The sequence below is a fragment of the Flavobacterium sp. Leaf82 genome (assembly GCF_001422725.1).
Taxonomy (GTDB): domain Bacteria; phylum Bacteroidota; class Bacteroidia; order Flavobacteriales; family Flavobacteriaceae; genus Flavobacterium.
In genome coordinates, this window is sequence record NZ_LMMA01000001.1 from 311,082 (window position 1) to 323,736 (window position 12,655).

Genomic DNA, 12,655 nt, shown 5'->3' on the forward strand with positions numbered 1-12,655 from the left:
AAAGATAACATGACATATGTTACGGAATTAGATACATTATTTATTCATCTAAAAGAAACCTTAAAGCTTCCCAACGACTTATCAGATTTATTAAGAGCTGAATGGGTATATGCTGTTAGTGCCTTAGACAAGCTTATTCATGAGCTTATTAGGATTGGTATGTTAGAAGCATTTCAAGGTACAAGACCTAGAACAGCTAAGTTTTTAGCATTTAATGTATCATTAAGTACACATACTTTAATAACTTCATCTACTCCAATATCTATACCTCCTCCAGAGTATTTTTTTGAGCAAGAAGTAATGCAAAAACATAAAACATTATCATTCCAAGATCCGGATAAAATCGCAGACGGTTTAAGTTTAATTTGGGGAGAACAACATAAATGGCAAACTATTGCAATATCAATGGGAATTGATAAAAGCGATTTAACTACTCGATTAAGGAATATAATTTCTAGAAGAAATCAAATTGTACACGAAGCTGATCTAGATTTGTTAACTGGACTAAGAAATTCTATTTCAAAAGTCGATATTGATTTTGTTGTCGGATTTATTAATACTTTATCAGAACAAATTTTTAATGCCGTAAAATAATCATTAGTTAGCTATAAAAAAAAAATAAATTAGTTTATGGTAGAAATATATAAAATTGGAACATTAACAGCAATAGTCACTATTCTAACATTTTTGGGAACAATTACTAATATTATTTACACTAGAAAAAACTTAAAAACCTCAAAATTCATTGAGGTCATAACATTAGAAAGAATAAAATGGCTTGATATTATTAGAATTGAAAGTTCAACTCTAATTACTTGGATCAGTGGTTCAATAGAAATATATAAAAAAGAAGAGGAAAGAATTGAATTAGAGAATCCTAGCCAAGCCAAGATCAACCAAATTTCATTTGAATATCAACAAAATTATTATAACCCATTAACTAATCTTGCTTTTGTTGACGAGCAAAATAAATGGAGTAAAAATGATTTAATCCGAAATTTACATCTCTTTAAATTAAGATTAAATCCTATTGAAGATAAAGAAATTATTGCAATATTAGACTTTTTCATAAAATTATATTCAGAAGAAAAGGTTACAAAAGAGAAAATAAATTTAGCTGAAAAGCATACTATAACCTTGACTTTAAAAATACAAACTCTTTTAAAAAATGAATGGGAAAAAGTAAAGAAAGAGGTTAAGGGGAATAACTTTTTTAATCTTTAGTATTTTTTAAAATATGATATTAAAAATAAATTTAAGTTATTTTGATTGAAAATCGATTTTAAGCCTACTTCTTATCAGGAAAGTATAACTAACTATATCCTACCGCCGTCTAATACCTAGTTAAATAGCTTTAATTTTTTATGTAGTGAGAAAGTTTGTTTGCAGAAATTAATGAGCAAATTTGAAAGATTTAATTCGTCTAATACAAAAAAAGAGATCTCTTTAATAAGATCTCTTTTTTGCAATAAGATATTTATATAAAATGCTTTATTTCCCTTTTAATAATTTCTCTAAATATTCGTTTTTATCCTTTTCAGCCTGAACTAAACGCTCATAAAGTTCAACAACTTTGTCTAAAGGATTAAATGTACAATCATTATAATGNAATTTCTCTAAATATTCGTTTTTATCCTTTTCAGCCTGAACTAAACGCTCATAAAGTTCAACAACTTTGTCTAAAGGATTAAATGTACAATCATTATAATGCTTGTTAAAAGCTCCATGATCGTAAATGTTATTAAAATAATTGATTACAGCTTCTTCAGAAAAGTTTTTAATCGCTTCAACAGTCATTCCAAGTGCTTTTGCGATTTCTTTAAGTTTTTCTTCTTCCAGGTTTTCGCTGTTTTCTATAGCAGAAACGGATTGCTGAGATATACCCAAAGCTTGTGCAAGCGCTTCTTGTTTCATGTCTTTAAGTTCACGAATACGGCTAATTTTACGCCCTATATGATATGGTTTTGTTGTTGTGCTCATAAATCAAAGGTATTTAAAATTTTAGAGAAAAATAAATTTTAGTAAAAAACCGACTTGTTTTTGTAAGATACGGTTTTCATTATTTACAACACAGGGATATAAATGTCAAATTTTGCTCCATGACCTAGTTTGCCCGTTGCTGTAATAATTCCGTTATGGTTTTCTACAATTTTTTTTGCAATGGCAAGACCAATTCCGGTTCCTTTATAATCGGTTTTATTATTAAGCTGTTGAAACATTTCGAAAACACGGCTCTCAAATTCAGGTTCAAAACCAATCCCATTATCACTAATTTTAATATGGCAATAATCAGCAGATGTTGAATTTTTCTTTTTTGGTTTTGTATAAATACTTTCTATGATAATATGAGGTGTTTTTTCTTTTGTCGAAAACTTAAGCGAATTACTAACTAAATTGCATATTAATTGGTGAAATTGTGACGGAATTATAAACGCAGTACAACTTCCGGACAATTCAATAACTGCTTTTTTTGCTATTATCTCTTCTTTTAAGTCGTCCAGTACTTTATTAATAATATCATTAAGATTAATGTTTTCAAATTTCTTTTCGGTTACATTAGTGCGCGAATAATTGAGTAAATCATTTATCAGTGCCTGCATATGAAAAGCAGCAACTTCGATACGTTCAAAATAATATTTGCCTTTCTCTGTCAAATTTTGATGTTCATCTGTAGTAATTCTGTTCGAAAAAACCTGTATTTTTCGTAAAGGTTCCTGTAAATGGTGACTTGAAATATAAGTAAAAGCTTCGAGTTCGTTGTTTGCCAGAATTAATTCGGCAGCACGTTTTTCTTTCTCATTGTTCTGATAAGTCAGTTCGGCATTTGCGATAAGCAGTTCAGCAGCGCGATTCTCTTTTTCCTTGTTTTGGTAAGCAAGTTCTTTATTTGCGATCACAAGTTCTGCCGCACGTTTTTCTTTCTCTTTGTTCTGGAAAGTCAGTTCCTTATTTGCAATTGCAAGTTCAGCAGCACGATTTTCTTTTTCCTGATTTTGGTAAGCGAGTTCTGCATTGGCAATAACAAGTTCTGCCGCTCGGTTTTCTTTTTCTTTATTCTGGAAAGTTAATTCTGTATTTGCAATAACAAGTTCAGCAGCACGATTTTCTTTTTCCTGGTTTTGATAAGCCAGTTCTGCATTGGCAATAACAAGTTCTGCCGCTCGGTTTTCTTTTTCTTTATTTTGAAAAGCAAGTTCAGTATTAGCAATAATTAATTCTGCGGCGCGTTTTTTTCGATCTTCTATTGGCTGGGCAAGTCTTTTGTTAACGAGCAATAATTCGTCATTATGATTTGCTTTATTTCGTTCCTGAAAAGTAACTGTATCAGGCAGAATTATCTTTTTTTTACCCATGTTTAACACGCATTTTTCCAAATATAACCTAACTGAGTTTAATGTCTTTGCTTTAAATATAATATGTTAATTTATAATTGAAAAGTAACGGTTTTGTTCAAATGAGTAAATTTTTACACTAAGTTTTTTCTTATTTTTTTAATCTTTGAAATGCTAAATGAACTATTTTGTTTTTAATAATAATTGTTTTTAAATCAATATATTATAAGATAAATGTAGTTTTTTGATGATTTGAATTTTAAAAATATTTTCAAAAGAATGTAGCATTTTCAAATTATGATCGTCTTGATTTAAAATGCCTGAATTATTCTATTTACAAAAATGGCCAAGTTTGTATAAAGGATATGACAAGTAATCAATCATCAATCAAAAATCATTAAATCAATCCCAAAAATATAAATGCTCAGGAACAAGCTAAGAAACTGGCAAGTTTATAATTTCTTTAAATAAAAACCCCTTGCAGAAATGTATCTGCAAGGGGTTTGTATTTTTAAATAAGATTTTGAATCTACAACTTAATCTCAAACAAGCTAAAAGATCCTTCTTTATAATGTTCCGGTAATTCGCTTGTCCATTCGATGGTGCTTATTCCTTTGTATTCGAAACCACAGCTTGTGTAGTATTTGTTTATTCTTTCGTTTCCGCTATGTGTGTCAAGTCTAATATATTCTTTGCCGTTTTCTTTGGCATATTCTTTCGTCCAGTCAATGATTTTTTTGACATATGATTGTCCTCTGAATTTTGGGTTTGTAGCAATACGATGCAAATATACAGCCGGATTCTGAGCCGCTTCTTTCCAGATAATTAAATCATTAAAAGTAAGTACAAATGTACAGGCAACTTCATTTCCTTCTTTGATTATAAAATGGCGATTTTCGGCGATTTCATTTTCTATCAGAGCTCTTTCAAAACCTCTCCAGCTTTTATTATTGACCGTTTTTTGATAAGATGTAGCTTCGTTATAAATATCGAAAACAGCATCGATATCTGCATTTGTAGTTTTAAAAAATTCCATTATTAGGGTTTATTCTGATGATTAATGAATTCCTCAAAGATAATTTTTCATAGGCGTAAAGACCGTAAAAAGTTTGGTTTTAACTTTTTTTACCTGCGTTTAACCAAGCCACATTTTGCTCAGATTCGTGATTCTGACCAATAATATTTCTATACAATTCTGGTCTTCTGGCTTTTATGTAGCGACTTCCTCCAGCCTGAACACATTTTTCAGGAGTAAGAATTGCTGTTGCAAAAGAGTCATCAAAAGAGCGACATTCGGCGACAACATCTCCAAAAGGATCAATAATCATCGAACAGCCATTTTTTAGTTGATTGTCATCCATACCAATTGGGTTCGAAAAAACGGCATAAACAGCATTGTCATAAGCTCTTGCAGGCAACCATTTCATTAACCAGTCACGACCTTTCATTCCGTCAAATTCCAATCGTAAAGAAGTAGGATCCGTTTCGCGGTTTTCCCAAAGTCTAGGAGCTACAAAACCAGCTCCGGGTCGGGTAGAAGGCGTACACATTGTAACGTGGGGCATAAAAATAATATCAGCACCTAAAAGTTTTGTTGCACGCACATTCTCAATTATATTGTTGTCGTAGCAAATTAAGATTCCGCATTTCCAGCCTTTAATTTCAAAAATGCAATAACGATCTCCGGGAGTTAAATAAGGATTAATAAATGGATGCAGTTTTCGATATTTTGCAACCAAACCATTTTTATCCACACAAATGTAAGCTTTGAATAAATTGTCATTTTCATCTTTTTCAAACAATCCCGCTAATATTACAATATTGTTGTTTTTAGCAATATGGGTAAGTTTTAAAATGCTTTCTCCACTTGGGATAATTTCTGCTAAGTCCAGCATTTGTTCTTTCGATAAATGTCTTGCAAATGTATATCCGGTTATCGAACATTCATGAAACGAAATTACATCGCAACCTTCGTTGGCAGCTTTTTGCGAAAGCTTTTCTATTACCGATAAGTTATAACTTTTATCGCCACTTTTATTCTCGAACTGAGCCGTGGCTATTTTTAGATTTTTCATATTAAACGCTATTAATTTTTAGTCAAAAGTAGCGCTCACAGAATTCTATAAATTGTATAAAACCGACATTTTAAAGTATAAATGCAGGAGAAGTTTTGATGAGGTTATTGGTTAATTTCCCGGAACTAAATAAATATTCTTTTGGAGTTATTCCGGTATGTTTTCTAAATTCTTTTATCAAATGAGATTGATCCGAAAATCCTGCATCGTAACAAATCGATGTTAGATTGCCATCATTAGATTTATGTTTTAGTAGTTTTAAAAAATGATGTAGCCTTATAACGTTTCCAAATTTCTTTGGGTTTAACCCGATGCATTCTTTAAATTTTCTTTCCAGATGTCTTTCGGTATAACCCGTATAATCCACCAATTGCTTTAAAGTGAAATCTCCATTATTGGCAATAATAAAATCTAAAGAATTATCAATGATAAACTGATTTGAAACAGGTTTTGCATCGATTAAACTACTGAAAAACTGATTTAAAATTTCAACCCTTCCTTGATTATTTTGTTCTGATAATTTTTCCTGAAGTATACCAGTTTTTCGACCAAATATATCTTCAACAGGAATAATAGAATCCTGAAATTCATGAGCAGGTATGCCTAATAACTGATGAATTCCGTTAGGTTGAAAAACGATAATAATCAAAGATATTTCGTTATCAGAATAAATATCTTTAAAACCATTTAATTGTCCGTATAAAAAAGAAGTCGGCAAATAATTCTTTACTTTATAATTATCGAGACCAGAAATAAGTTTACTTTTCAAGGAAAAAACAACGCCCGTATTACCATCAGAAAACAAACGAAGTTTTTGTATAGCAGTTTCGTTATTCTCTAAAAAAAGATAATGTTTTATGTATGGCGCTAATTCTTTTGGTGGCGAAATTTGCATGATTTTAATCGATTTTTAGAATCCTGAAGAATCTGCTTTTTACAAAATTAAGGATATTTTCCGGATTAATATTTTAGGTTTTTTGCAAATGATTCCCTTTCTAAAATGTAGAAGTAAAGAAAACACACTTGTTAAAATTATCTAAAAAATATTATATATTTGACCCGTATATAAATATCTGAATGGATTTACCCCCTTATTCTCCAGGCTTGCATAAACTGGTAACTTTACATGTCGATGAAACTCAAAAACTAACAAATAGTCAGGGTTTTGTTGCTATTACCAATTCTATTTTAGAAACATACAATCTTGAAAAAGTGGGTGTTATTGTTCACGATTTTGATAATGACAGCTTCACGATTTCGTTTTGCCTCAAAGAATCCCATATTTGTATACATACCTGGCCAGAATATAATCAGCTTACTTTAGATGTTTATTTGTGCAATTACCAACAAGATAATTCGCAAAAAGTCAGAGACGTTATGGCTCATTATATTACCTATTTTGAAGGAACAATTATAAAAGATTTTGAAATTAACCGTTAGTATATGAAAGTTCCTTGTTACAATTGTAATACCGTTACCGAATTAGAAGTTGGTTTTGAAGTCGTAAATTTTGTCTGCCCAAACTGCCACAGTTTATATCTGGCAGATAGTGAAGGCTTGCTTCGTTTAAGATCTAAATATAAGCCAGAAGTAGTAAACGGTTTTGTTTTTAAAATTGGAGATAAAGGCATTCTTAAAGGAATCGAATATATAGTTACAGGTGCAGTAATCAAAAAGATTAGCGGTGGATATCATTGGGCAGAATATATCCTGAAAAATAATGCGAATGAATTTGTTTACCTCTCTGAATCAGACGGACATTGGATATTTTTGACCGAAATGGAGGAGGAATTCGATGTAAGAGTTCATCCAAAATCGATAACGTATGAAAGTAGTTCATTTTATCTTTATGAATATTCTGATGCCGAAATTGACAATGCACAAGGATATTTTGATTTTGAATTGCCGTTTAAAAAAGTGCATCTGGTAGAATATATTCAGCCGCCTTTGATGATCTCAATCGAAAAAATGAACGGAGTCCAGACTGCTTTTCTTGGAGAATATATTACAAAAAAAGAGCTTAAAAAAGCATTTCCTAAAGTTAATTTGCCGTATCAGACAGGTGTAAATATTGCCCAGCCTTATTATTTTGATGTAACGAATACGGCTATTATATTTTGCATTTTTCTTTTAATGATCATTTCTGCAAATTGGTACATTTATAAAGATCAGTCAGAGCAAGTTGTTTTTAATAAAGCGATTGCTTTTACAGATTTTAACGATAGAGAATTTACAAGTGAATCCTTCGTGTTAAACGGAAGCTCAGCTCCAATGACAATTCATGTATCGACAGATGTTGATAATTCATGGGCAAATGTAGATATTGCATTAGTTGATGAAAAAACGAATGATGAAATTCATGCCAATAAAGATATTGAGTATTATCACGGTTATGAAGACGGAGAAAGCTGGACGGAAGGAAACTGGTCAGAAAAATTTAATCTTTGCGGTGTCAAAGGAGGAAAATACCATCTTTTAATAAAACCATTAAAAGCACCGGAAGACATTAAAAATACTGCAATGAAAATTAAAGTAGTCTGGAACGAACCTTCAAATCGAAACGTATGGATTATTGCGATATTTATGATAGTTGTTTATATCGTGATACGATATTTTAAAATTAATTTTGAAAAAACCAGATGGGCAGATAGTTCATATTCACCCTACAGCGAATAGCATATGAAAAGTATTTTTGATTTTTTAAAAAATAATCTGGCCGCATTAGCAATAGGACTATTTTGCTTTGCAGCTTATTTGTATTTTGCTTATTCCGGAAACAGAATTTGCGATTGCGAAACCACAGAAAAATATAGTACCTCAGGAAGTCGAAGTTCAGTGAATCATTTTTATCATAAATAAATTTATAAAGTATGGATTTAATACATTATCAGCCCATCGTTAATTCGATTATTTATTCACTTTTAGGATTCGTTATCTTATTAGTAGCCTATTTCATTATCGAAAAAATGACTCCTGAAAACACCTGGAAAGAGGTTGTGGAGAAAAATAATATTGCTGTTGCTATTGTTTTGGCAGCATTTATCATTGGTATTTCAATGATTATTAGTGCCGCAATTCATGGGTAAAAAGTTTCTTAGGTTTGAATTTTTACTACTATTTGCTGTATTTGTTATTGCAACCTGCGGACTTGTTTATGAACTTGTCGCGGGTACATTAGCCAGTTATTTACTAGGAGATTCAGTCAAACAATTTTCGTTTATTATTGGCGTTTACCTGTTTTCTATGGGTATTGGCTCTTTCTTTTCTAAGTTTTTCCATAAAAACCTGCTCAATACATTTGTCGAGATCGAGATATTAGTGGGGTTAATTGGCGGATTGAGTTCTGTCGTTTTATTTTTATTGTTCGAAAGCGTCGAGTACTTTCAGTTCATCTTGTATTTACTGGTTTTTATAACCGGATTTTTAGTGGGACTGGAAATTCCGCTTTTAATGAATATCCTCAAAGACAAAGTCGAATTCAGGGATCTGGTTTCTAATGTTTTTACGTTCGATTATATTGGCGCTTTACTGGCATCGATTCTTTTTCCTTTAATTCTGGTTCCAAAACTAGGAATAATGGGAACCTCGCTATTCTTTGGTATGATAAACGTAAGTATTGCCATTGCGTTGTGTTTTCTTTTAAAAAGAGAATTAAAAAACAGCTATTTCTTGAAAGCAAAAGCCATTTTTTCATTTATCATATTATTGAGTGTTTTCATGTTTTCTGATGGTATTCTGGCATATTCAGAAGGAAAACTTTACGGCGAAAACATCATTTATACGAATTCAACTCCTTATCAAAGAATTGTTTTAACGCACAATAAAAGCGATTACAGGCTTTATTTAAACAACAACCTGCAATTTAGTTCTGCTGATGAATATCGGTATCACGAAGCTCTTGTGCATCCGGTAATGTCGATTGCTAAAAATGTCAAACATGTTTTGGTTTTGGGCGGAGGAGATGGTTTGGCAGTCCGTGAAATTTTAAAATACAAAGACGTTCAAAAAGTTACGCTTGTCGATCTGGATCAGGGAATGACAAAATTGTTTAAAACCAATAAAGTACTAACAGATTTTAATAAAGGCTCGCTTAATAATCCAAAAGTTACCGTCATTAATACCGATGCTTATATTTGGGCAAAAAGCTGCAAAGAAAAGTTTGACGTTGCTATTATCGATTTTCCGGATCCATCCAATTATAGTTTAGGAAAATTGTATTCGCTGAATTTTTATCAAACCCTAAAAACGATTCTGCAACCAGATGCAGCAGTTGTTATACAAACTACATCACCGTATTTTGCGCCAAAATCATTTTGGTGTATCAATAAAACTGTGATGCAGGTTTTTCCTCAGGTTGATGCCTATCACGCGTATGTTCCTTCGTTTGGAGAATGGGGTTATACGATCGCAATAAACGGTTTTGGAACTACATTTAATACAGTAAACAGAAAAGCTGACGGACTAAAATTCTACAATTATCAGTTTGACAGATTTAATTATTTTACCAATGATATGATCTCAAATGAAATTGAAATCAATCGATTAGACAACCAAATTTTAGTACGCTATTTCGATGAAGAATGGGGAAAATTACAGTAAATCAAGGCGCAGTTTTGTAAAAGGAATTGGAGCTTCGTTATTGTTGATTCCGTTTCTGCAATTTTGTTCTGATAAAATTATTCAGCTGTTACTTCGTTTGTCCGGAACGAATCATCTTTTGGGACATCGATTATGGATAAAAGATTTTCCAAAACCAACGACCCAAATTCATATTCCGTATCTGATTGTAGGTGGTGGAATTTCTGGTTTAAGTGCAGCACGACAATTTCATAAAAAAGGAATTTCTGATTTTCTTTTAATTGAATTAGAAGGACATTTAGGCGGAAATTCATCCAACGGAGAAAATAAGTATTCTAAATTTCCACTTGGCGCGCATTATTTGCCTTTGCCCAATTTTAAAGATAAAGAATTATTACAGTTTCTTGAAGAAGAAAAAATTATTCTGAGTTATGATTCTAAAGGATTTCCTGTATTTGATGAATTGCAATTATCATTTGCTCCAGATGAACGTTTATTTTACAAAAATAACTGGCAAGAAGGCGTTGTACCAAAAGAAGGAAACCCAAAAAATCAGGATTTAGAGTTTCAGCGATTTTTTAAAGTAATGGACACTTTCCGCGAAGGAAAAGGAAACGACGGAAAGTACTTATTTGATATTCCGCTTCATCTTTCATCTGAAGATATTGCAACCAGAAATTTAGATAAAATCACGATGAAAGAATGGTTTGAAACGAACAATTTCAAAGCAGAACCTTTATTCAATTATATCGATTATTGTTGCAAAGACGATTTTGGACTCGGAATAAACTATGTTTCGGCTTGGGCTGGAATTCATTATTTTGCCGGACGAAAACAAGATGCGACTTCAGATAAAAAAGATAGCGTTTTGACGTGGCCGGAAGGAAACGCCAGATTAGCTTCTCATCTAAAAAAATACACGGACCAGAAAACGTTGAAAAATCATTTGGTTTACGAGGTAAAAGTCGAAAAAGATAAAGTTGTTGCCAAAGCATTTGATGATATCAAAAAGGTTTCGGTACAAATTATTGCAGACAAAGTAATCATGGCAACCCCGCAGTTTGTAAATCAGTATTTGATAAAAGAGCGCAAAGAATTTACAAAAGAGTTTCATTATACACCGTGGCTTTTAGCGACCTTAACCGTGCCAGATTTAGCAGATAATTATAGTTTTCCGCTTTGTTGGGATAATGTTATTTACGATGCAAAAGGTTTGGGTTATGTTTATGATCAGCATCAGTCTTTGAATCAGGTTCAGACAAAAAAAGTGATTACATATTACTATAGTTTCTCTTCGTCTGATTTAAAAAAGTCACGAAAAGAACTTTATAAAAAAGATAAAGAATATTGGAAACAATTTGTTTTTAATGATCTGAAAATTGCTCATCCTGATATTGAAGAATGTACAGAACAAATGGAGGTTTTTTTACTAGGACACGGGATGGTAAGTCCTGCTCCGGGATTTATTTTTGGTGAAGCTAAAGAACAAGCCTCAGAAAGCATTGAGAATAAGATTTATTTTGCCCACACTGATTTATCCGGAATATCTATTTTTGAAGAAGCTTTTCATCACGGAATTAATATAGTAAACCAAATTTTAGATGAAACAACCCTGGATTCATAAAGCCAAAACCGATTTTGCATTCATAATTGGACCATCATTTTTTGTATTGGCGATTGTGTTTTTATTTCAGGATTATATTACCGAAATTGAAAATAAATACTCCTTCTATACCTGGCTTTTTTTAATTGTTTTTATTGATGTTGCCCATGTTTATGCAACATTATTCAAAACATATTTTGTAGCAGACGAATTTAAAAAGAACAAAAAAAGATTATTGCTTTTGCCAACAATTTGTTTTGCAATTGGGATCATTCTTTTCTCTTTTGGCAGTTTGGTTTTTTGGTCTTTTTTGGCGTATGTTGCTGTATTTCATTTTATAAGGCAACAATATGGTTTTATGCGATTGTATGCCAGAAACGAAGAAAAAACAAGAATTTCTGTTGCTATAGATAATCTGGCGATTTATGCTTCAACCGGATATCCAATGTTATATTGGTTTTTTTCTTCTAAAAGAAAATTCAACTGGTTTGTAGAGAACGAGTTTTTTCGATTTGAGAATGCATTTTTATTAGAAATCCTATTTTGGATTTATGTGATTATCCTATCGATTTATGGAATCTATACCATTAATAAAAGCATTAGAAATAAGTTTTTTAATATTCCTAAAAATGCCATTATTCTGGGAACCGCACTTTCCTGGTATTTTGGAATTGTCTATTTTAATAATGATCTTATTTTTACTTTGCTAAATGTCGTTTCTCACGGAATTCCTTATATGGCATTAGTATATTTTAGAGAAATCGAAAATACGCCAAACAAAAGTCAGCGAGTTTTTAAAGGTTTAAAAACATATAATGTAATCTTTATATATATTCTGATTTTATTAGTAATTGCTTTTACAGAAGAATTTTTATGGGAAGTTTTAGTCTGGAACGAAAATATTTCATTCAGAATATTTGACTTCTCTTCGTGGCAATTTTTACTCGTACCATTATTAAGTGTGCCTCAATTTACTCATTATTTACTTGACGGATTCATCTGGAAATCGAACAAAAAAGCAGTTAAAACTTCTTGATATACAGTTTTTTATTTTATTGCTTTTGTTC

12 protein-coding genes and 2 pseudogenes are annotated in these 12,655 nt (G+C 31.5%); 8 read left to right on the forward strand and 6 right to left on the reverse strand.

Annotation, left to right across the window (positions count from 1 at the left end):
- Positions 1 to 9 precede the first annotated feature (9 nt).
- Positions 10 to 594, forward strand: a complete 585-nt coding sequence (locus tag ASF10_RS01285) for a HEPN domain-containing protein (protein WP_131726496.1) — start codon at positions 10 to 12, stop codon at positions 592 to 594.
- A gap of 36 nt (positions 595 to 630) precedes the next feature.
- On the forward strand, positions 631 to 1,224 hold the full coding sequence (locus ASF10_RS01290) for a hypothetical protein (protein ID WP_056244330.1): 594 nt from the start codon (positions 631 to 633) through the stop codon (positions 1,222 to 1,224).
- Between the two features lie 267 nt (positions 1,225 to 1,491).
- On the opposite strand, the pseudogene ASF10_RS24660 reads toward ASF10_RS01290, so the two are convergent.
- The 6 genes and pseudogenes from ASF10_RS24660 to ASF10_RS01315 form a co-directional block, all read right to left on the reverse strand.
- Positions 1,492 to 1,608 (reverse strand): annotated as a pseudogene (locus tag ASF10_RS24660) (transcriptional regulator); the annotation flags it as partial.
- Position 1,609: 1 nt separating this feature from the next.
- A pseudogene (locus tag ASF10_RS01295) lies at positions 1,610 to 1,980 on the reverse strand (helix-turn-helix transcriptional regulator); the annotation flags it as partial.
- A gap of 83 nt (positions 1,981 to 2,063) precedes the next feature.
- On the reverse strand, positions 2,064 to 3,353 hold the full coding sequence (locus ASF10_RS01300; protein WP_056244333.1) for a sensor histidine kinase: 1,290 nt from the start codon (positions 3,351 to 3,353) through the stop codon (positions 2,064 to 2,066).
- A 508-nt stretch (positions 3,354 to 3,861) separates the two neighbouring features.
- The gene (locus ASF10_RS01305) at positions 3,862 to 4,368 is read right to left on the reverse strand and encodes a GNAT family N-acetyltransferase (RefSeq protein WP_056244336.1); all 507 of its coding nucleotides are present in this window, start codon (positions 4,366 to 4,368) and stop codon (positions 3,862 to 3,864) included.
- Positions 4,369 to 4,447: 79 nt separating this feature from the next.
- Positions 4,448 to 5,407 carry a nitrilase family protein gene (locus ASF10_RS01310; protein WP_056244339.1) on the reverse strand — a complete coding sequence of 320 codons (960 nt, stop codon included), beginning with the start codon at positions 5,405 to 5,407 and terminating at the stop codon, positions 4,448 to 4,450.
- A 70-nt stretch (positions 5,408 to 5,477) separates the two neighbouring features.
- Positions 5,478 to 6,302, reverse strand: a complete 825-nt coding sequence (locus ASF10_RS01315; protein WP_056244343.1) for a helix-turn-helix domain-containing protein — start codon at positions 6,300 to 6,302, stop codon at positions 5,478 to 5,480.
- A 182-nt stretch (positions 6,303 to 6,484) separates the two neighbouring features.
- Between ASF10_RS01315 and ASF10_RS01320 the strand changes: the two genes are divergently transcribed.
- The 6 genes from ASF10_RS01320 (at position 6,485) to ASF10_RS01350 (ending at position 12,624) form a co-directional block, all read left to right on the forward strand.
- The gene (locus ASF10_RS01320) at positions 6,485 to 6,847 is read left to right on the forward strand and encodes an S-adenosylmethionine decarboxylase family protein (protein WP_056244345.1); all 363 of its coding nucleotides are present in this window, start codon (positions 6,485 to 6,487) and stop codon (positions 6,845 to 6,847) included.
- 3 nt (positions 6,848 to 6,850) lie between these two features.
- The gene (locus tag ASF10_RS01325; RefSeq protein WP_056244348.1) at positions 6,851 to 8,083 is read left to right on the forward strand and encodes a DUF4178 domain-containing protein; all 1,233 of its coding nucleotides are present in this window, start codon (positions 6,851 to 6,853) and stop codon (positions 8,081 to 8,083) included.
- Positions 8,084 to 8,277: 194 nt separating this feature from the next.
- Positions 8,278 to 8,493, forward strand: a complete 216-nt coding sequence (locus ASF10_RS01335) for a DUF350 domain-containing protein (protein ID WP_055097443.1) — start codon at positions 8,278 to 8,280, stop codon at positions 8,491 to 8,493.
- Positions 8,486 to 10,006: a polyamine aminopropyltransferase gene (locus tag ASF10_RS01340; protein ID WP_056244352.1), complete on the forward strand. Its 1,521-nt coding sequence runs from the start codon at positions 8,486 to 8,488 to the stop codon at positions 10,004 to 10,006. Before ASF10_RS01335 ends, ASF10_RS01340 begins: the two co-directional genes overlap by 8 nt.
- Positions 9,981 to 11,609 (forward strand): NAD(P)/FAD-dependent oxidoreductase, encoded by a 1,629-nt coding sequence (locus ASF10_RS01345; protein WP_082472365.1) that lies wholly within the window; start codon positions 9,981 to 9,983, stop codon positions 11,607 to 11,609. The genes ASF10_RS01340 and ASF10_RS01345 overlap by 26 nt, the downstream gene beginning before the upstream one ends.
- On the forward strand, positions 11,587 to 12,624 hold the full coding sequence (locus ASF10_RS01350) for a hypothetical protein (RefSeq protein ID WP_056244354.1): 1,038 nt from the start codon (positions 11,587 to 11,589) through the stop codon (positions 12,622 to 12,624). Before ASF10_RS01345 ends, ASF10_RS01350 begins: the two co-directional genes overlap by 23 nt.
- Positions 12,625 to 12,655: the final 31 nt, after the last annotated feature.